We start from the raw sequence: 19,164 nt of genomic DNA, 5'->3' as shown, positions 1-19,164 counted from the left end.
TGAGCCCGATGAGCCAGGCGGCGCAGAACCTGAACTGGTTGATCACCAACTTCGTGGACAACACCCCCGGGGTGTCCCACACCGTGGTGGTCTCCGCCGACGGACTCCTTCTGGCGATGTCCGAAGGCTTCCCCCGTGACCGAGCCGATCAACTGGCGGCGGTCGCCTCCGGCCTGACCTCGCTCACCGCCGGAGCCTCCCGCATCTTCGAAGGCGGCGCGGTCAACCAGACCGTCGTCGAAATGGAACGAGGCTTCCTCTTCATCATGTCCATCTCCGACGGCTCCTCCCTCGCCGTACTCGCCCACCCGGAGTGCGACATCGGCCTCGTCGGCTACGAGATGGCCCTGCTCGTCGATCGCGCGGGCAACGTCCTCACCCCCGACCTGCGCGCCGAATTGCAAGGCAGTCTTCTCAACTAGCAAACATGGAGTGCGTTTCGCGCCACCGCGCCATAGGGTGCGGTGGCGCGACCGGCCGACAGGCACGTTGGAGTTGGAGGAGGAAACGTGGCAACGCCCCCTAGCGGATATCCGTACGGCCATGGACAGCCGTCCGAACCGCGCGGAGAAGCCCCGATGAAGCGCTTCAACTTCCCCTCCGCGCCCAGCCGCCAGGCCCGCTCCCCGTACCCGGGCGAACAGTCCTGGGATTACCCCGGCGAGCAGTCCTGGGATTACCCCGGCGAGCAGCCCCAGGAGCCGATGCCCCCGCAGCCCCATGTCCCACAGGGGCAGCAGGACCTCTACGCGCCCTCCTACGCGCCTCCCGAGAGTCCGATGTACGAACCACCGCAGCCACCTCGCATCCAGCCCGTACAGCCGCCTCAGCGCCTCGCTCCGGAACCTTCCCCCACGGGCGGCGCGCATAACCCCCTGGTGCGCCCGTACGCCATGACCGGGGGCCGGACCCGGCCCCGGTACCAGCTCGCCATCGAGGCACTGGTACACACCACGGCCGATCCCACCCAGCTCCAGGGCCAGCTGCCCGAGCACCAGCGGATCTGCCAACTGTGCCGTGAGATCAAGTCGGTCGCCGAGATCTCCGCACTGCTCACCATCCCCCTCGGCGTCGCCCGGATCCTCGTAGCCGACCTGGCCGAGGCCGGGCTCGTCGCCATTCACCAGCCCGGCGGCGACGAGTCCGCCGGCGGCCAGCCTGACGTGACACTGCTCGAAAGGGTGCTCAGTGGACTTCGCAAGCTCTAGCGGTGCAGCCCGCTCCACCACCTCCGCGAAGATCGTGGTGGCGGGCGGCTTCGGCGTGGGCAAGACCACGTTCGTTGGCGCGGTCTCGGAGATCAACCCGCTGCGCACCGAAGCCGTGATGACGTCCGCCTCGGCGGGCATCGACGATCTCACCCACGCGCCGGACAAGACCACCACCACGGTGGCCATGGACTTCGGCCGCATCACGCTCGACCAGGACCTGATCCTGTACCTGTTCGGAACCCCCGGCCAGGACCGGTTCTGGTTCATGTGGGACGACCTGGTCCGCGGCGCCATCGGCGCCGTCGTCCTCGTCGACACCCGCCGCCTCGCCGACTGCTTCCCCGCCGTCGACTACTTCGAGAACTCCGGACTGCCCTTCGTCATCGCCCTCAACGGCTTCGACGGACACCAGCCCTACAGTCCCGAGGAGGTCCGCGAGGCCCTGCAGATCGGCCCCGACGCGCCGATCATCATCACGGACGCGCGCCACCGCAGCGAGGCCAAGAGCGCGCTGATCACGCTGGTCGAGCACGCGCTGATGGCCCGGCTGCGTTAGCGGCATCGGGTTCCGGCGGGCCCCGGCCCGCCGGAACCGGCCGGAACCCGCCGGTTTCAGATCCGGAAAATCCCCCGCTCTCCGATGGAGAACGGGGGATTTCGCGTGTGCCGCGCCGGACAGGGCCGTCGGACAGGGCCCGTCAGGCGGTGGGCGTCAGCCCTGCCAGCTGTGCGGGGCGCTGAACGCCGGGCGGCGCTCCAGGCGGCGCCAGCGCGCGGGGCTGCGGCGCGGGCGGACCGCGCCGCCGTCGCGCGAGTGACCGGCGGTGGCGGCCGCGCGGGCGAGCAGGACGGCGGTGACGGCGGCCAGCTCCTCGGCGTCGGCGTGGCCCTTCTCGACCCGGACCAAAGTGGCCGCCGCGGAGGCGGTATCGGCGATGTCGCTGGGCGTGCTCACGGTGTGTTCGTCTCCTCGTGGCGTTACTGCGGCGGGTTGCCGTGCTTGCGGGACGGCAGGTCGGCGTGCTTGTCGCGCAGCATCGCCAGGGACCGGATCAGGACCTCACGGGTTTCGGACGGGTCGATGACGTCGTCCACCAGGCCCCGCTCGGCCGCGTAGTAGGGGTGCATCAGCTCGGACTTGTACTCCTTGACCATGCGCGCGCGCATGGCCTCGGGGTCGTCCGCGTCGGCGATCTGACGGCGGAAGATCACGTTGGCGGCGCCCTCGGCGCCCATCACCGCGATCTCGTTGGTCGGCCAGGCGTAGGTCAGGTCGGCACCGATGGACTGGGAGTCCATGACGATGTACGCGCCGCCGTACGCCTTGCGCAGGATGACGGAGATCCGCGGCACGGTCGCGTTGCAGTACGCGTACAGCATCTTGGCGCCGTGCCGGATGATCCCGCCGTGCTCCTGGTCCACACCGGGCAGGAAGCCGGGCACGTCGAGGAAGGTGATCAGCGGGATGTTGAACGCGTCGCACATCTGGATGAAGCGCGCGGACTTCTCCGACGCCTCGATGTCCAGCACCCCGGCCAGCGACTGCGGCTGGTTGGCGATGATGCCGACGACCTGGCCGTCGAGCCGGGTCAGGGCGCAGATGATGTTGGTCGCCCAGCGCTCGTGGACCTCCAGGTACTCGCCGTCGTCGACGATCTCCTCGATGACCTTGCGCATGTCGTACGGGCGGTTGCCGTCGGCCGGGACGAGGTCGAGCAGCGACTCGCCGCGCCGGTCGGCCGGGTCGTCGGCCTCGGCGGTCGGCGGGTTCTCCCGGTTGTTCTGCGGCAGCAGCGAGAGGAGGTAGCGCACCTCCTCCAGGCAGGTCTCCTCGTCGTCGTACGCGAAGTGGCACACGCCCGAGGTCTCGGCGTGCACGTCCGCGCCGCCCAGGCCGTTCTGGCTGACCTTCTCCCCGGTCACCGCCTGGACCACGTCGGGTCCGGTGATGAACATCTGGGACGTCTCGCGGACCATGAAGACGAAGTCCGTGAGCGCCGGGGAGTAGGCGGCGCCGCCGGCGCACGGGCCGAGCATCACGCTGATCTGCGGGATGACGCCGGACGCCTTGGTGTTGCGCTGGAAGATGCCGCCGTAGCCCGCGAGCGCCGAGACGCCCTCCTGGATGCGGGCCCCGGCGCCGTCGTTCAGGGACACCAGCGGCGCCCCGGCCGAGATGGCCATGTCCATGATTTTGTGGATCTTGGTGGCGTGGGCCTCGCCCAGCGCGCCGCCGAAGATCCGGAAGTCGTGTGCGTAAACGAACACCGTCCGGCCGTGGACGGTCCCCCAGCCGGTGACGACCCCGTCGGTGTACGGCTTCTTCGCCTCGAGCCCGAATCCGGTCGCGCGGTGCCGCCGCAGCGGCTCCACCTCGTTGAAGGACCCCTCGTCCAGCAGGAGGTCGATCCGCTCGCGAGCCGTCAGCTTGCCCTTGGCCTTCTGGGCCTCGGTCGCCCGCTCGCTCGGGCCGCGCCGAGCCTGCTCGCGGATCGCGTGCAGCTCGGCGACGCGCCCGCGGACGTCACTCGCCTCTTCGGGCGCACCTTCGAGATTGGTCATGGAACGACGGTACGTTCCCTGACCCCCGGAAACGCATGTCAATTCCATACAACGTCAGGCCCGTTTTCGTGGGCAGGCGGAACAGAACTGGACAGCGGATTTCCCCTTACCCGGCACCCCCAAGGGCCAGGAGGGCTGTCGGCACTCCACAATCTTGTGGGCGACGCACCGTAACCGGTGGGCTTAACCACCCGGATGGTCGGCAGCCGCCGGGGCCACAACCTAGAGCATGACCTCGCAGCGGTGGGTGGCGCAGGCCGTACCGGGGGTGACGCGCAGCCGCAGCGCGCCGCCGGTGGCCAGCACCTCGACCGTGGCGTCGTGGGCCGTCACGGCGCGCACCGGACGCGCCCAGCGCACTTCGAACGGCTCCCCGGTGCGGGACGGCTCGGCGATCGCGAGGTGCGCGGTGTGCTGTCCGGTACGGCGCAGCAGCACGCTCGCCGGGGCGCTCGCGGTGAGCGCCCCGGCCGTGCCCGGGGTCCAGAAGTTCGCGGCCGTGACGCCGAGCGACGGGAGGGCGATCGCCTGCCGGGCGCCGGAGTTGGCGAGCACGGTCAGCCAGCGGCGGTCGGCGGCCCGCGCGGCGAGGGCGGCCGGGCCCGCGCCCGGCATCAGGAGGTAGGCGTAAGCCCCGCCGTCGGGGTCGGTGCCGTGGTCGTGCCAGAGGGTGAGGTAGCGGCGGGTGACCGGGGCCGGGGAGCCGCCGGTGTTGATGTCCCGCCAGGAGCCGGTGCGGGCCTCCCGGCGGGTACGGAGGGTGGCGCCGCCGGGGAAGACATAGCCGCCGTGCCCGGCGAGATGGGCCCAGCGGGCCCGGCGGAAGGTGCGGGTCCGGTCGGGCGCGGGGGGCTGGGCGAGGCCGTCGACGGTGAGGGTGGGGGTGCCCTCGGCGCCGAGGTTGCGGTTGTCGACGACGGTGACGACGGGGGCGCCGTCGCGGGCGGTGATGTCCGCGCCGAGGCAGACGACCGCGTCGGCCACGCAGAACCAGGACTTCTTGGCGCGCAGCGTGGAGCCGAGTCCGCGCAGGTCCTGGCCGATGGCGGCGAACTCCCCGTCGGTGGTGCCGCCGACCCAGCGCGCGGCGGGTTTGGGCTCGCCCCAGCCGCCGCCCTCGTTGTCGGCGAGGGGCCGGGCGGAGGCGGTGGTTCCGGGCAGCCGGTAGGGGTCGACGGTGGGCCAGAAGGCGTCCGTGTACTGGGACGCCGTGCTCTCACCGGCCCACCAGGAGAGCATTCCGGCGCCGGTGTGCCAGCCGCGCGGGTGCTCGCCGTTGCCGTTCTCGTAGTACGCGATCCGGTCCGAGGCCATGGCCAGGGCGGCCGTCCAGCCGGGACGCCGGTGCACGGCCCGGTCCATCGCCGGGAACAGCCGGTGGCCCACCGGCTGGGGCAGCACCGGTCCCGCCTCCTTCGCCACGGCGGCCAGCCGCGCCAGGTCCGCGACGCCGAACTGCGGGTCGGTCAGCACGGGGTGGCCGGTGTCGCGGGCGATCCAGCCCCTGACCATGCCGTTCCAGCGCTCCCGCGCGGCGTCGTCGGCCCCCGCGCCGAGCAGGGCGATGGCGGCGAGGAGCAGATGGCCCCGCTGGTGGTCGCTCTGCGGGATGGCCCGCGGGTCGTTCATCTGTACGCCGCGGCTGACGGCCCGGCCGGAGACGCAGTCCATCATCAGCCCGTCGTGCAGGAGCGGGGCGTACGCGTGCTCCACGCTGTCCAGGATGATCCGCCGGTTCGGGTCGGTGACCTCCCACTCCGACCCGGCCAGCAGCGCGAAGAGCCGCCCGAGGCCGTCGAGCAGGACGTAGCCGTAGGTGCCGGAGTAGGCGACCCAGGTGTGCTGGATGAACGATCCGTCGGCGTAGAGCCCGTCGCCCTTGGTGACGTACGGGAAGACGGGCGAGAGCGCGTCCCGGGCGAGCGCGACCTTGGCGGGCGCCGCGCCGAGGATGCCGCGCAGCGCGACGACGCGGCACAGGTCGACGCGGTTGGCGCCGGTGCTGGTGCCGGTGTAGTCGCCGAGCATGGCGTCGGGTACGAAGTGGTCGACGGCGGCGAGGCAGCGCGCCCGCCGCTCGCCGCCGAGCCGGTCGTACAGGATCGCGAGGGTGTCCAGGAGCAGCCGGGGGCTGCCGATCTGCCACTCCCACCAGTTGCCGTAGCGGGCGGTGCCGGGGTGGTAGACGGTGGCGTCGAGGTGATCGATGCCGCGGGCGATGTCGTCGGCGAGCCCGGGATCGCCGGTGAGACCGGTGCCGGGCTGGGCGTACGCCTGGGCCATGGTGTTCAGGCGCGCGTAGCTCTGGGTGATCCCGGCGGGCGGGTCGAAGGGCTGGTCGGGCCAGAGCGAGGCGGCGGCGGGCGCCATGGCGGCCCGGAACCCGGCGGCCAGACGACCGGTCTCGGCGAGGCGGGCGGCGTACGGCTCGGCGGCGGGGTCGTAGCCGGTGCCGAGCGCGAGGTCGGTCCAGCGGCGCCGCAGTACGCCGAAGTCCGCCCCGGCCGCGTACGCGGGTACGGCGAGCGCGGGGCATAACGCCCCGGCGGCGGCCACGGCCAGGAACCCCCGCCGGGACCAGAAGCCGAACGGGCGCGCTGGCATGGGACCTCCTGAGGTGGCCGAACCTCCGCGGTGAACCCGGGCAGCGGGATGATGCCCGCCGACGGCGCCTTCCATACGACGCCGCCGGACACCCCTGCGATGCGGCGCCCCTGCGGCATGGCATCTCCTGCGGCGGGCCGCCCGCGCGAAGGGGCGCCCTGCGGCGCGGCCAACCCGCGGCACGGCATCCCGCAGCGCGACATTCCCACGCCGGGCCCCCGCAACGCGGCGGTCCCGCAGCGCGATATCCCCGCGGCGCTGCGCCGCTCGCCGCCCCCGGGGTGCCGCGGCCCGGCAGGGGCTCTGCCGGGGCGCCAGGGGCGGCTGGGTCGTTACTCCTGGGGCTCCACTCCCGCGCGGAGCAGGCCGTACGCGTACGCGTCGTCCAGGGCCTGCCAGGACGCGGCGATCACGTTCTCGGCGACGCCGACCGTGGACCACTCCCCCTTGCCGTCCGTGGTGGAGACGAGGACCCGGGTCGTGGACTCCGTGCCGTGCTTGCCCTCCAGGATGCGGACCTTGTAGTCCACCAGCTCCATCGTGGCCAGCTGCGGGTAGATCCGCTCCAGGCCCACCCGCAGCGCCCGGTCGAGCGCGTTGACCGGGCCGTTGCCCTCCGCCGTGGCGACGATGCGCTCGCCCTTGGCCCACAGCTTCACGGTCGCCTCGTTGGCGTGGGTGCCGTCCGGGCGGTCCTCGACGATCGCGCGCCAGGACTCGACCCGGAAGAAGCGGCGGGCGCGGCCCTCGGCCTCGGCGCGCAGCAGCAGCTCGAAGGAGGCGTCGGCGGCCTCGTACGTGTAGCCCGCCAGCTCGCGCTCCTTGACCCGCTCGACCACCCGCTGCACCAGCGCCCGGTCGCCGCCGAGGTCGATGCCCAGCTCCTTGCCCTTCAGCTCGATCGAGGCGCGGCCCGCCATGTCGGAGACCAGCATCCGCATCGTGTTGCCGACCCGCTCGGGGTCGATGTGCTGGTACAGGTCCGGGTCGACCTTGATCGCGGAGGCGTGCAGTCCGGCCTTGTGGGCGAAGGCGGAGACACCCACATAGGGCTGGTGGGTCGACGGCGTCAGATTGACGACCTCGGCGATCGCGTGCGAGATCCGGGTCATCTCCTCCATCGCGCCCTGGGGCAGCACCCGGCGGCCGTACTTCAGCTCCAGGGCGGCGACGACCGGGAACAGGTTGGCGTTGCCGACCCGCTCGCCGTAGCCGTTGGCGGTGCACTGGACGTGGGTGGCGCCCGCGTCGACCGCGGCCAGGGTGTTGGCGACGGCGCAGCCGGTGTCGTCCTGGGTGTGGATGCCCAGGCGGGCGCCGGTGTCGGCGAGGACGGTGCGGACCACGGCGTCGATCTGGCCGGGGAGCATGCCGCCGTTGGTGTCGCAGAGGATGACCACGTCGGCGCCCGCCTCGTGGGCGGCGGAGACGACCCGCTTGGCGTAGTCGGGGTTGGCGCGGTAGCCGTCGAAGAAGTGCTCGCAGTCGAGGAAGACCCGGCGGCCCTGGGACCGCAGATAGGCGACGGTGTCGCTGACCATCGCCAGGTTCTCCTCCAGCGTGGTGCGCAGGGCCAGCTCCACATGGCGGTCGTGGGACTTGGCCACCAGGGTGATCACCGGAGCGCCCGCGTCGAGCAGCGCCTTGACCTGCGGATCGTCCTCAGCCTTGACGCCCGCCTTGCGGGTGGCACCGAACGCCACGAGCTGGGCGTGCTTGAAGTCGATCTCCGCTTGGGCACGGGCGAAGAACTCGGTGTCCCGCGGGTTCGCCCCGGGCCAGCCGCCCTCGATGAAGCCCACTCCGAAGTCGTCCAGGTGACGGGCGATGGTGAGCTTGTCCGCGACCGTCAGGTTGATGCCCTCGCGCTGCGCGCCGTCGCGCAGCGTGGTGTCGAAGACGTGGAAACTGTCGTCGGGCCGATCCTTCATGGTGGTCTGGCTCCTGTCGGATGGATCTCGAGCTACCGGAATAACCGGTTCCGCGCCCTCCCATGGTCCCGCACGCTCCGCCTCCGGTGGGATGGTCCGGAAAACGAAAAGACCCCTCGCGGGTGCGAGAGGTCTGCGCGCGGGTCTGGGGCACGGTGGTCGCGTCGTACCGGGTCGTACGGGGCGATCACTGCGGACCGGCGCGCCTGCTGCCAATAATCGTGGCGAACGAGAGCACGGAGGCAGTCAAGCACAATTCCGCCCCCGTGCTCCCATCCGTCTCAGGATGCGGGCTTTCGGCCCTTAACGGGCTGGACTGAAACGGGCCCGGCCAAGGCCTCAGCCCAGGCGGTGCAGCCAGCCGTGCGGGTCGGCGGCGGCACCGGTCTGGATGTCCAGCAGTGCCTTGCGCAGCTTCATCGTGACCTCGCCGGGCTGCCCGTCGGCCACCGTCCAGCTCGCGCGGGCGGACTTGACCGAGCCGACCGGGGTGATGACGGCCGCGGTGCCGCAGGCGAAGACCTCGGTGAGGCTGCCGTCCGCGTTCCCCTCGCGCCAGTCGTCGACCGAGATCCGGCCCTCGGCGACCTCGTATCCGAGGTCCTCGGCGATCCGCAGCAGCGAGGCGCGGGTGATGCCGGGCAGCAGCGAACCGGACAGCTCGGGGGTGACGATGCGGTCCCCGTACACGAAGTACAGGTTCATGCCGCCCATCTCCTCGATCCAGCGGCGCTCGATGGCGTCCAGCCAGACCACCTGGTCGCAGCCCTGCTCGGCGGCCTGCGCCTGGGCCACCAGGGAGGCGGCGTAGTTGCCGCCCGCCTTGGCGGTGCCGGTGCCGCCGGGGGCGGCGCGCACGTACTCCTCGGAGAGCCACACGGAGACCGGGTGCACGCCGCGGGGGAAGTAGGCGCCGGCCGGGGAGGCGATCACGACGAACAGGTACTCGTTGGCGGGCCGGACCCCCAGGCCCACCTCGGTCGCGATCATGAACGGCCGCAGGTACAGGGACGACTCGCCAGTGCCCGGCACCCACGCCTTGTCCTGGGTGATCAGGGCGTCGCAGGCCGCGAGGAACAGGTCGGCCGGCAGCTCGGGCATCGCCATGCGGCGCGCGGAGGCCTGGAAGCGCTCGGCGTTCTGCTCGGGGCGGAAGGTGGCCACGGTCCCGTCGGGCTGGCGGTACGCCTTGAGCCCTTCGAAGATCGTCTGCGCGTAGTGCAGGGTCATGTTCGCCGGGTCGAGCGACAGCGGGGAGTAGGGCACGAGCTGGGCCTCGTGCCAGCCGCGGCCCTCCGTCCACTTGATCGTCACCATGTGGTCGGTGAAGTGGCGGCCGAATCCGGGGTTGGCCAGGATCTCCTCCCGCTCCGCGTCGGAGAGCGGGTGCGAGGAGGGCTTGAGCTCGATCGAGGGCGTCGTCATGAGTGGTAGTCCTTCACTTCCGTTGTGGCGGACCGCGCTCACACCATCCTGCCCGTGATCGGTACTAGGACGTCCAAGCTTCCCTGCACACGGCGGCCCCACGAGCGATTATCGCTGACGTGGGGCCGGGGTTTCAGCATGCGTGCGAAGTGCGCGGCCCGAGGTCGATGTTCGCACCCAGCCGCGCACCGGCGCAGGCTGGGGTCAGCCGGATACTCGGGCGGCGAGCGCGTCGCCGATCTCGTCGGTGGTACGCGCCGCGTCCCGCTCGGCGAGGTCCTCGGCGACGGCGGCCTCGATACGGGCGGCCTCGTCCGTGTAGCCGAGGTGCTGGAGGAGCAGGGCCGCCGACAGGATGGTCGCGGTCGGGTCGGCCTTGCCGGTGCCCGCGATGTCCGGCGCGGAGCCGTGGACCGGCTCGAACATCGACGGGAAGGCGCCGGAGGGGTTGATGTTGCCACTCGCGGCGAGCCCGATGCCGCCGGTGACGGCGGCGGCGAGGTCGGTGAGGATGTCACCGAAGAGGTTGTCGGTCACGATCACGTCGAACCGCTCCGGCTGGGTGACGAAGAAGATCGTCGCGGCGTCGACGTGCAGGTAGTCCGTGGTGACGTCCGGGTACTCGGCGCCGACCTTGTCGAAGATGTTCTTCCACAGGTGACCGGCGTGCACCAGGACGTTGTTCTTGTGCACGAGGGTCAGCTTCTTGCGCGGGCGGCTGTTGGCGCGCTCGTACGCGTCCCGGACGACGCGCTCGACGCCGTACGCGGTGTTCAGGCTGACCTCGGTGGCGACCTCGGCCGGGGTACCGGTCCGCAGCGAGCCGCCGTTACCCACGTACGGGCCCTCGGTGCCCTCCCGGACGACGACGAAGTCGATGTCGGGGCGCCCGGCCAGCGGGGTCGCGGTGTTCGGGAAGAGCTTCGACGGACGCAGGTTGACGTAGTGGTCGAAGGCGAAGCGCAGCTTGAGCAGCAGCCCGCGCTCCAGCACCCCGGACGGGACCGACGGGTCACCGATCGCGCCCAGCAGGATCGCGTCGTGCTCCTTCAGTGACTCCAGCTCCGCGTCCGGCAGGGTCTCGCCGGTGGCGTGCCAGCGCTGGGCGCCGAGGTCGTAACTCTTGGTCTCCAGCTTCACGTCCTGGGGAAGAGCGGACCTAAGGACCTTGAGGCCCTGGGCCACGACTTCCTGGCCGATACCGTCACCGGGGATCACTGCGAGGCGAATGCTGCGCGACATACCGGGACCCTACTCCTCGTCCCATCCCATGACACTGGTCGTCCGCCATACGGACAGATCGCTGACCGGACAGGCCGCGTTCACCCGCAGTACGGCGTGATGTCGTCCGCCCGGGGGAGATTCCGGAGCATGCATACACCACGGTTCGGCATTCCGGAGCCGCTCGCGAACCGGATGACCATGGCGGAGCAGCACGAGTACCTGCGCGACGCCTTCCCCCGCCGACGGGTGCTGCGCGGGGGCGCCGCGACAGCCGGGGCGGCCGCGGTGGCGTTCGGCGGTGCCGGGTGCGCCGGGGCCACCGGGTCCAAGCCGTCGCCCGCGGCGGACGCCCGCCCCGCCGCGCCGAAGGTGGACGGCGCGCTGGTGGCCCCGTTCGGCCGTCATCTGGCGCTCGGCGCCGAGCCGACGACGCAGATGCGGGTCTCCTGGCAGGTGCCGTTCGCGGTACGTAAGCCCTATCTGCGGATCGGCCCGGGGCCGACGGAGCTGACCCGGAAGGTCGAGGCCGAAGTCCGCCATCTGCACACCCCGTCGCTCGGCGAGAAGCTGCCCGCCGTCGACCAGTACTACCTGCACGCCGCGGTGGACGGGCTGAGCCCCGGCACCACCTACTACTACGGCGTCGGCCACGAGGGCTACGACCCCGCCGACCCGCGCCACTTCTCCTCGCTGGGCACCTTCCGCACCGCCCCGAAGCGGCCGGAGAAGTTCGTCTTCACCGCCTTCGGCGACCAGGGGGTGAGCTATGACGCGCTCGCCAACGACCAGTTGATCCTGGGGCAGAACCCGTCGTTCCACCTGCACGCCGGGGACATCTGCTACGCCGACGACACGGGCCACGGCAAGAAGTCCGACCTGTACGACGCCCGGGTCTGGGACTCCTTCCTCGCCCAGACCGACTCGGTCGCGGCGAGCGTGCCGTGGATGGTGACGACCGGGAACCACGACATGGAGGCCTGGTACTCCCCCGACGGCTACGGCGGACAGCTGGCCCGCTGGTCGCTCCCCGACAACGGTCCCGACCCCCGCAAGGCGCCCGGGATCTACTCGTTCACGTACGGGGGCGTGGGCGTCGTCGCGCTGGACGCCAATGACGTCTCGTACGAGATCCCCGCCAACAAGGGCTACACGGGCGGCGAGCAGACCCGCTGGCTGGACCGGCGGCTGGGGCAGTTGCGGGAGCGGTCCGGCATCGACTTCCTGGTGGTCTTCTTCCACCACTGCGCGTACTCCACGACCAGCTCGCACGCCTCGGACGGCGGGGTGCGCGACGAGTGGGTGCCGCTCTTCGAGAAGCACCAGGTGGATCTGGTCATCAACGGCCACAACCACGTCTACGAGCGCACCGACGCCATCCGCGGCGGCAAGGTGGCCCGGAAGGTGCCGGTCGGCGGCAGCGCGGACGCCGTGCGCGACGGGATCGTGTACGTCACGGCGGGCGGCGCCGGGGCGGACCTGTACGAGTTCCCGGTGCCCGACAGCTACGAGGGACACGTCAAGGACCTCGACGAGGTGAAGAGCTACCACTGGACGAAGGACGGTGCGAAGAACAAGGACACCGTGGAGTGGTCACGGGTCCGCTACACCGGCTTCTCGTTCCTCGCGGTCGAGGTGGAGCCGGGCACGGACCCGCGCCTGAGCGTCACGGCGCTGGCGGAGTCCGGTGAGCGGGTGGACCACTTCGAGGTCACCCGCTCCCGCCGCCGCTGAGGGGCGGCTCCGGGGCCCGGCCCGGTGACCGTCGCCGGGGCCGGGCTCAGTGACCGGCTCCGGGGCCCGGCTCAGTGACCGGTGGCGCCGCCGTTGTCGCGGCGGTCGAGCGCGCGCTGAAGCGCGGCGGCGGCGTTCCTCCGGTCGGTGTCGTCGCTCTTGCGGCGGATCCTGCGGATGGTCTGCTCGGCCATGGTTCACGTCTCCTCTGCTGAACCCCGGCGCGCGGCCGGGCGGTATCCCCGAGAAGGTGGCTGCCGTAAAGGGGCGGGGGCCTGGGTGCGGGCAGGGATCACCTGCGCGAATGCACCGGGCCACGTCCGCCGTCGCTCGATGGAGCGGGACGTTCGGCTTCCACAAAAGTAAGGGAGCAGAGCGTCGGTGTCTGCAGAATTAGTCGGACGTCCTACTATCTGAGACGAGTCATGGCCGAGGCCGACCCCCGTCCGACCTCGACCATGGCTGGTTATCGACGTAAACTGCGGTAAATAACGCTGACTTGAATGCAAGACGCTAGCATTCGCCCGCCTCGGGCGTCCACAGGTTTATGCCGTTTCACCCCCTCTTCACGCACGCCGCCCCCGACCGGCTCGCAGCCAGGTCGGGGGCGGGACCCTGGGGGGGAACCCGGGCGGCGCGCGGTGCGCCGGGCGGCTCAGCCCATGTGCGGGTAGCGGTAGTCCGTCGGCGGGACCATCGTCTCCTTGATGGAGCGGGTGGAGGTCCAGCGCATCAGGTTCTGCTTCGCGCCCGCCTTGTCGTTGGTGCCGGACGCGCGGCCGCCACCGAAGGGCTGCTGGCCGACGACGGCACCGGTGGGCTTGTCGTTGATGTAGAAGTTGCCGGCCGCGAAGCGCAGCTTCTCGCAGGTCGCGGCGGCCGCGGCGCGGTCCTGGGCGATGACGCAGCCGGTCAGGCCGTACGCCGACGCCGACTCCATCTGCTCCAGCATCGCGTCGTACTCGGCGTCCTCGTACACGAAGACACCGATGATCGGGCCGAAGTACTCGTCCTTGAAGATCTCGTTCTCCGCGTCGGTGGAGACGAGCACGGTCGGACGGACGAAGTAGCCCTCGCTGTCGTCGTACGTGCCGCCCGCGACGACCTCGATCGTCGGGTCGGACTTCGCCCGGTCGATCGCCGCCTTGTTCTTGGCGAAGGAGCGCTCGTCGATGACCGCGCCCATGAAGTTGCCCAGGTCGGTGACGGGGCCCATCGCCAGGCCGTTGACCTCGGCGGCCAGCTCCTCCTTGAGGCCGTTGTCCCACAGGGAGCGCGGGACGTAGGCGCGCGAGGCGGCGGAACACTTCTGGCCCTGGAACTCGAAGGCACCACGGGTGATCGCCGTCTTCAGCACCGCCGGGTCGGCGGACGGGTGGGCGACGATGAAGTCCTTGCCGCCGGTCTCGCCGACCAGCCGCGGGTAGGTCTTGTAGTTCTCGATGTTGTTGCCGACCGTCTTCCACAGGTGCTGGAAGGTACGGGTCGAGCCGGTGAAGTGGATGCCCGCGAGGTCCGGGTGGGTCAGCGCCACCTCGGAGACGTCCTTGCCGTCGCCCGTGACCAGGTTGATCACGCCCTTGGGCAGCCCGGCCTCCTCCAGCACCCGCATCAGCAGCACGGCGGCGTGGGTCTGGGTCGGCGAGGGCTTCCAGACGACGGTGTTGCCCATCAGGGCGGGGGCGGTGGGGAGGTTGCCCGCGATCGCCGTGAAGTTGAAGGGCGTGATCGCGTAGACGAAGCCCTCCAGCGGCCGGTGGTCGCTGCGGTTCCAGACGCCCGGGGAGTTGGCCGGCGGCTGCTCGGCCAGGATCTGGCGGGCGAAGTGGACGTTGAAGCGCCAGAAGTCGATCAGCTCGCAGGGAGTGTCGATCTCGGCCTGCTGCGCGGTTTTCGACTGGCCCAGCATGGTGGAGGCGGCCAGCGTCTCGCGCCACGGGCCGGACAGCAGGTCGGCGGCCTTGAGGATGATCGCGGCACGGTCGTCGAAGCTGAGCGCGCGCCATGCCGGGGCGGCGGCCAGGGCCGCGTCGACCGCGTCCTGGGCGTCCTGCTTGGTGGCGTTGCCGTAGGTGCCGAGGCGGGCCGCGTGGTTGTGCGGCTGTACGACGTCGAACCGCTCGCCCCCGCCGAGCCGCTTCTCGCCGCCGATGGTCATAGGCAGGTCGATCGGGTTGTCGGCCAGCTCCTTGAGCTTGGCCTCGAGGCGGGTGCGCTCGGCGCTGCCGGGGGCATAGGTGTGCACCGGCTCGTTCACCGGCACGGGGACCTGGGTCACAGCGTCCATGATGGCCGTTGTCTCCTTTGTCGTGATGGTCGTCGTGGTGTCGTGAGCCGAGGGCTGTCAGCCGCGGCCGACGAGCGAGCGCAGGAAGAACGCGAGGTTCGCGGGACGCTCGGCGAGCCGCCGCATGAAGTACCCATACCAGTCTGTTCCATACGGGACGTAAACCCGCATACGGTGACCTTCCGCGATCAGCCGCTCCTGCTCGGCCGGGCGGATGCCGTACAGCATCTGGAACTCGTACTCGTCCAATTTGCGGCCCAGTCGGTGGGCGACGTCCTGGGCGATGGCGACCATGCGCGGATCGTGCGAGCCGATCATGGGGTAGCCGTCGCCGGACATCAGGATCTTCAGGCAGCGCACGAAGGCGAGGTCCACCTCGCGCTTGTCCTGGTACGCGACCGACGCGGGCTCGTTGTACGCGCCCTTCACCAGCCGCACCCGCGAGCCTTCCCCGGCGAGCGCGCGGCAGTCGTCCTCGGTCCGGAAGAGGTACGACTGGACGACCGCGCCGGTCTGCGGGAACCGGGTGCGCAGCTCGTGGAGGATCGCGAGGGTGGAGTCCACGGTGGTGTGGTCCTCCATGTCGAGGGTGACCGTCGTCCCGGCCGCCGCGGCGGCCTCCACGACCGGGGTCACATTGGCGAGCGCGAGGTCATGGCCGCCGGGCAGCGCCTGGCCGAAGGCGGAGAGCTTCACGGACATCTCCGCGCGGGCCCCGAGCGACTCCCCGGCGAGCGCCTCGGTCAGCGCCAGATAGGCGTCCCGGCTGCGCAGCGCTTCGGACCGGTCGGTAACGTCCTCGCCGAGGTGGTCCAGGGTGACCTCCAGGCCGCGCGAGGTCAGCCCGCGCACCGCGGCCATGGATTCGGTCAGCCGCTCACCGGCGACGAATCGATCCACCATCGGGCGAGTGACCGGCGCGCCGGACACGATCCGGCGGATGGCGGCACTGCGCGAAGCGGCGAGCAGCACGGGTCCCAGCACAGGGCACCTCCACGATGACGGCCGGTGAACGGCTCCAACAACTCACCGTGAAACCTAAGGATCGCGCGGAATCGGTGCCATCGACAGCTGTCACGCATCCGTGTCCGGGATCTCAGACACCTGTATGAGAGGCTGAGGCGATATTCGGGGAAGGAGGCCGGGACGCCATGCGCGAGGACTATCAGCAGCTGGTGGACGAGATCACCGCGACGCTCGGCGCGCCCGCGACCCTGGAGAACCGCGACTTCGCCCTGATCGCCTTCGGCGCGCAGGACAGCGACGACGCCGAGGAACCGACCCTGGACCCGGTCCGGACCCGGTCCATCCTGCAGCGCCGCTCGACGGCGGCGGTGCGGGCCTGGTTCGAGGCGTTCGGGATCGCCCGGGCGCAGGCCCCGCTGCGGATCCCGCCGGACCCGGGGGCCGGGGTCTTCATGGGCCGCATCTGCCTGCCGGTGCGGCACCGCGGCGTCGTCCACGGCTATGTCTGGCTGCTGGACGACGGCCATCTCTCCGACCTGGAACTGGGCGGCCCCACGGCACGCCCCGACCCGCGGCTGGTCCGGGCGATGGAGACCACGGCCCGGATCGGCGCCCTGCTGGCGGCCGAGGCACGGGCCGGTGAGGAGCTGGGCGAGCTGCTGCGCGAACTGCTCACCGGGCCGCCCGCCGCCCGCGACGCGGCCTGCTCGGACCTGCACACCGCGCTGCGCGGCACGGCCGACGGGCCGCTGGCGCTGGTCGCGGTCCTGCCGTGGGTGCCGGACACGGGCGAGGACGAGGACCACCCGGGCCTCCCTCATCTGCCGGGCATCGCCGCGGCCTGCGTGATCCCCGACGAAACGGCGCTGGCCGCCCTCGTCCGGCTGCGCGCCCCCACCTCGCTCGGCCCCGCCCGGGCCACCGCAGAACAGCTCCTCCGCTCCCCCCGCGCGGCCGCCCCCGACGAGCCCGCACCGGCGTGCGGCGGCGGCCGGGAGAGCGCCGCCGGGGTCAGCGAGGCGCGGCGCGGCCTTGACGAGCTGCCCGCCGCCTGGCGCGAGGCGCTGGCCGCCGCTCGGGCCGCGCGGGCGGACGCCCGGTTCGACCCGATCGCGGAGTGGACGGCCATCGGCCCGTACCGGCTGCTGGCCACGCTCCCCACGACCGCCCCCGACGCCGCCGTGCGCCCCCTCCTGGAGCGCGCGCACGTCGAACTGGCCCGCACCGCCGAGACGTTCCTCGACTGCGCGGGCCAGGCGAGCCGTACCGCCCAGATGCTCGGCATCCACCGGCAGACGCTCTACTACCGCCTCTCCCGGGTACGCCAGCTCACCGGCCTGGACCTCGACGCGGGCGACGACCGGCTGCTCCTGCACATGGCGCTCAAGGCCGCCCGGCTCCGCTAGGCGGGATCTTGCCGCAGAACTCCGCCTCGATGGCGGACTGTTCGCGCGCGCCATCGCCCCAGTCGCCGAGAATTCCGGACACGGCTCACGGGTTGACGCCTCCCGCTCAGGCGGACGGCGCCGGGGGCGGCGTGCCGTCGCCGACGATGCGGCGCATCGCGCCGACCAGATCGCGGGCATCGGGCGCGAGGCCGGGATTGAGGGCCTGTTGGACGACCATCCCGCTCACCAGGGTCAGGTAGAACGAGCCCATGACGCGGGCGGTCTCCTCGTCGACCTCGCGCTCGTCGATGCCGTGGAACAGCCCCACCAGCCCCTGCCGCGCCTCCGGCTGGGCGCGGTCGAAGGCCTCCCGCAGCGCGGGGTCGTGCTCGGCCTGCATGACGGCCTCCAATTGGGCCCGCCACATCGCCTGGTGCTTGCCGAAGAGTTCGAGGGCCCGGGACCAGCCCGAGGCGAAACGCTCCGTCAGCTCGCCGCCGGTCACGGCGCCCTGGGAGGGGGACGCCTGGGCCTCGTCGGCCCAGTCACTCATGGCCGCGAACAGCGCCTCCCGCATGAGGGCGTCCTTCGAGCCGTAGTGGTAGCCGATGGACGCGAGGTTGGCCCCCGAGGCGGCCACGATGTCCCGCGCGGTCGTGCGTGACCAGCCCTTTTCCAGCAGGCAGCGCTTCGCACCGGCCAGCAGATCCTCTCGATGTCCCATGGCGTCAGCCTATCCCGGGCCCATACAAGCGTCTTAGACGCCCGTATGCCGAACGCCGACGGCAACCTTCCCCGGTGCGGCGGCAACCCATACGGAACGCACCCCGCACGCCCCGCTCCCCGTCCCCCGGTTACGCGAGAGGACTGATGCACCGTGCGCGTCATCAGAGCGTTAGCGGCCGCCGCGCTCGCCACCACCTTCCTGGTCGGCGTGGGCCACGCGCCCCGCGCCGCGGCGGGCGAACTGCCCTCCGCCACCGCCTTCTTCAACGACCCCGGCTCGCTCGTCAACAAGTGGGTCGCCGCCAACCCGAACGACTCCCGCCGGGCCCGCATCGCCTCGCGGATCGCGTCCCAGCCCCAGGCCGTCTGGTTCTCGCGGTACACCCCCGGCACCGTCACCGAGGACGTCCGCAAGATCACCTCGGCCGCCGCCGCCAAGAATCAGGTACCCGTGCTCGTCGCGTACCAGCTCCCCAACCGCGACTGCGGCGGCGCCTCCGCGGGCGGGGCCCCCGATCTGGCGAGCTACGACGCCTGGGTCCGCGGCTTCGCCGCCGGGCTGGGGGGCGGAGCCTCGGTCGTGATCCTCGAACCGGACTCGATCGCGCTCATCAGCTGTCTGTCGCCCGCCGAGCTGAGCGGCCGCTACGCCTCGCTCGCCCGCGCCTCCGCCGCCATCCACGCCGCCGCGCCCAAGGCGCGGGTGTACTTCGACGCCGGGCACTCCGCCTGGAACAGCCCCGCCGTCCAGGCCTCCCGGCTCCGCTCGGCGGGCGTGCTGAGCAGCGGCGACGGCATCTACAGCAATGTCTCCAACTACCGCCGCACCACCGAGGAGGTGGCCTTCGCCAAGGCCGTGCTCGCCCAGCTCGGCGCCTCCTCGGGCCTCACCGCGGTCATCGACACCAGCCGCAACGGCAATGGCCCCGCGCCCGGCGACGCCTGGTGCGACCCGCGCGGCCGCAAGGTCGGCGAGAACCCCACGGCCAACACCGGGGACCCGGCCATCGACGCCTATCTGTGGGTCAAGCCGCCGGGCGAACTCGACGGCTGCGCGGGGGCGGCGGGGGCGTTCTCGCCGGACTACGCGTACGAGATGGCGGGCTGAG

16 protein-coding genes are annotated in these 19,164 nt (G+C 71.6%); 6 read left to right on the top strand and 10 right to left on the bottom strand.

Features of this window, described 5'->3' with window-relative positions:
- Window positions 1–8: 8 nt before the first annotated feature.
- From ACZ6CL_RS04140 to ACZ6CL_RS04130, 3 genes are all read left to right on the top strand, one after another.
- The gene (locus tag ACZ6CL_RS04140) at window positions 9–422 is read left to right on the top strand and encodes a roadblock/LC7 domain-containing protein (RefSeq protein WP_009714795.1); all 414 of its coding nucleotides are present in this window, start codon (window positions 9–11) and stop codon (window positions 420–422) included.
- Between the two features lie 87 nt (window positions 423–509).
- Window positions 510–1,208 (top strand): DUF742 domain-containing protein, encoded by a 699-nt coding sequence (locus ACZ6CL_RS04135; protein WP_468930845.1) that lies wholly within the window; start codon window positions 510–512, stop codon window positions 1,206–1,208.
- Entirely contained in the window at window positions 1,189–1,767 is a 579-nt protein-coding gene (locus ACZ6CL_RS04130) for a GTP-binding protein (protein ID WP_078510301.1), read from the top strand. The genes ACZ6CL_RS04135 and ACZ6CL_RS04130 overlap by 20 nt, the downstream gene beginning before the upstream one ends.
- Before the next feature lie 156 nt (window positions 1,768–1,923).
- Here ACZ6CL_RS04130 and ACZ6CL_RS04125 read toward each other — a convergent pair whose 3' ends face one another.
- The 6 genes from ACZ6CL_RS04125 to ACZ6CL_RS04100 all read right to left on the bottom strand — a co-directional run bounded on the left by ACZ6CL_RS04125 (window position 1,924) and on the right by ACZ6CL_RS04100 (window position 10,975).
- The gene (locus ACZ6CL_RS04125) at window positions 1,924–2,166 is read right to left on the bottom strand and encodes an acyl-CoA carboxylase subunit epsilon (RefSeq protein ID WP_468930842.1); all 243 of its coding nucleotides are present in this window, start codon (window positions 2,164–2,166) and stop codon (window positions 1,924–1,926) included.
- Between the two features lie 23 nt (window positions 2,167–2,189).
- Window positions 2,190–3,773, bottom strand: a complete 1,584-nt coding sequence (locus ACZ6CL_RS04120) for an acyl-CoA carboxylase subunit beta (RefSeq protein WP_468930840.1) — start codon at window positions 3,771–3,773, stop codon at window positions 2,190–2,192.
- Window positions 3,774–3,995: 222 nt separating this feature from the next.
- Window positions 3,996–6,377, bottom strand: coding sequence for a polysaccharide lyase 8 family protein (locus ACZ6CL_RS04115; RefSeq protein ID WP_468930839.1), 2,382 nt, complete (start codon window positions 6,375–6,377; stop codon window positions 3,996–3,998).
- Window positions 6,378–6,709: 332 nt separating this feature from the next.
- On the bottom strand, window positions 6,710–8,308 hold the full coding sequence (gene cimA, locus ACZ6CL_RS04110) for a citramalate synthase (protein WP_468930837.1): 1,599 nt from the start codon (window positions 8,306–8,308) through the stop codon (window positions 6,710–6,712).
- A 339-nt stretch (window positions 8,309–8,647) separates the two neighbouring features.
- A complete protein-coding gene (locus tag ACZ6CL_RS04105) occupies window positions 8,648–9,733 on the bottom strand; it encodes a branched-chain amino acid aminotransferase (RefSeq protein ID WP_468930835.1) in 1,086 nt (361 codons plus the stop codon).
- 204 nt (window positions 9,734–9,937) lie between these two features.
- Complete coding sequence (locus ACZ6CL_RS04100) at window positions 9,938–10,975, bottom strand: 3-isopropylmalate dehydrogenase (RefSeq protein WP_468930833.1); 1,038 nt, start codon at window positions 10,973–10,975, stop codon at window positions 9,938–9,940.
- A 129-nt stretch (window positions 10,976–11,104) separates the two neighbouring features.
- Between ACZ6CL_RS04100 and ACZ6CL_RS04095 the strand changes: the two genes are divergently transcribed.
- Entirely contained in the window at window positions 11,105–12,688 is a 1,584-nt protein-coding gene (locus tag ACZ6CL_RS04095) for a purple acid phosphatase family protein (protein WP_468930831.1), read from the top strand.
- 71 nt (window positions 12,689–12,759) lie between these two features.
- Here the strand turns inward: ACZ6CL_RS04095 and ACZ6CL_RS04090 are convergent, their stop codons facing one another.
- The 3 genes from ACZ6CL_RS04090 to ACZ6CL_RS04080 form a co-directional block, all read right to left on the bottom strand.
- Window positions 12,760–12,882 (bottom strand): hypothetical protein, encoded by a 123-nt coding sequence (locus ACZ6CL_RS04090; protein WP_468930829.1) that lies wholly within the window; start codon window positions 12,880–12,882, stop codon window positions 12,760–12,762.
- Window positions 12,883–13,343: 461 nt separating this feature from the next.
- Window positions 13,344–14,975 carry an L-glutamate gamma-semialdehyde dehydrogenase gene (gene pruA / locus ACZ6CL_RS04085; RefSeq protein WP_468930827.1) on the bottom strand — a complete coding sequence of 544 codons (1,632 nt, stop codon included), beginning with the start codon at window positions 14,973–14,975 and terminating at the stop codon, window positions 13,344–13,346.
- A 57-nt stretch (window positions 14,976–15,032) separates the two neighbouring features.
- Window positions 15,033–15,959, bottom strand: coding sequence for a proline dehydrogenase family protein (locus ACZ6CL_RS04080; protein ID WP_468930826.1), 927 nt, complete (start codon window positions 15,957–15,959; stop codon window positions 15,033–15,035).
- A 167-nt stretch (window positions 15,960–16,126) separates the two neighbouring features.
- Here ACZ6CL_RS04080 and ACZ6CL_RS04075 point away from each other — a divergent pair, with 167 nt between their 5' ends.
- Window positions 16,127–17,347, top strand: a complete 1,221-nt coding sequence (locus ACZ6CL_RS04075) for a PucR family transcriptional regulator (RefSeq protein WP_468930824.1) — start codon at window positions 16,127–16,129, stop codon at window positions 17,345–17,347.
- Window positions 17,348–17,453: 106 nt separating this feature from the next.
- On the opposite strand, the gene ACZ6CL_RS04070 is transcribed toward ACZ6CL_RS04075, so the two are convergent.
- Window positions 17,454–18,053 carry a TetR/AcrR family transcriptional regulator gene (locus ACZ6CL_RS04070; protein ID WP_468930823.1) on the bottom strand — a complete coding sequence of 200 codons (600 nt, stop codon included), beginning with the start codon at window positions 18,051–18,053 and terminating at the stop codon, window positions 17,454–17,456.
- Window positions 18,054–18,206: 153 nt separating this feature from the next.
- On the opposite strand from ACZ6CL_RS04070, the gene ACZ6CL_RS04065 reads away from it, so the two are divergent.
- Window positions 18,207–19,163 (top strand): glycoside hydrolase family 6 protein, encoded by a 957-nt coding sequence (locus ACZ6CL_RS04065; RefSeq protein ID WP_468930821.1) that lies wholly within the window; start codon window positions 18,207–18,209, stop codon window positions 19,161–19,163.
- Window position 19,164 lies beyond the last annotated feature (1 nt).

The organism is Streptomyces sp. NPDC041200, assembly GCF_055591805.1.
Note: the sequence above shows the minus strand (reverse complement) of the source record. Positions and strands in the feature narration are given on the sequence as shown.

Excerpts from the sequence above, each read along its gene's own strand:
- ACZ6CL_RS04105 (WP_468930835.1), bottom strand. The coding sequence starts at position 9,733 with ATGACGACGCCCTCGATCGAGCTCAAGCCCTCCTCGCACCCGCTCTCC.
- cimA (WP_468930837.1), bottom strand. The coding sequence starts at position 8,308 with ATGAAGGATCGGCCCGACGACAGTTTCCACGTCTTCGACACCACGCTG.
- ACZ6CL_RS04100 (WP_468930833.1), bottom strand. The coding sequence starts at position 10,975 with ATGTCGCGCAGCATTCGCCTCGCAGTGATCCCCGGTGACGGTATCGGC.
- ACZ6CL_RS04140 (WP_009714795.1), top strand. The coding sequence starts at position 9 with ATGAGCCAGGCGGCGCAGAACCTGAACTGGTTGATCACCAACTTCGTG.
- ACZ6CL_RS04115 (WP_468930839.1), bottom strand. The coding sequence starts at position 6,377 with ATGCCAGCGCGCCCGTTCGGCTTCTGGTCCCGGCGGGGGTTCCTGGCC.
- ACZ6CL_RS04095 (WP_468930831.1), top strand. The coding sequence starts at position 11,105 with ATGCATACACCACGGTTCGGCATTCCGGAGCCGCTCGCGAACCGGATG.
- ACZ6CL_RS04075 (WP_468930824.1), top strand. The coding sequence starts at position 16,127 with ATGCGCGAGGACTATCAGCAGCTGGTGGACGAGATCACCGCGACGCTC.
- pruA (WP_468930827.1), bottom strand. The coding sequence starts at position 14,975 with ATGGACGCTGTGACCCAGGTCCCCGTGCCGGTGAACGAGCCGGTGCAC.
- ACZ6CL_RS04070 (WP_468930823.1), bottom strand. The coding sequence starts at position 18,053 with ATGGGACATCGAGAGGATCTGCTGGCCGGTGCGAAGCGCTGCCTGCTG.
- ACZ6CL_RS04090 (WP_468930829.1), bottom strand. The coding sequence starts at position 12,882 with ATGGCCGAGCAGACCATCCGCAGGATCCGCCGCAAGAGCGACGACACC.
- ACZ6CL_RS04120 (WP_468930840.1), bottom strand. The coding sequence starts at position 3,773 with ATGACCAATCTCGAAGGTGCGCCCGAAGAGGCGAGTGACGTCCGCGGG.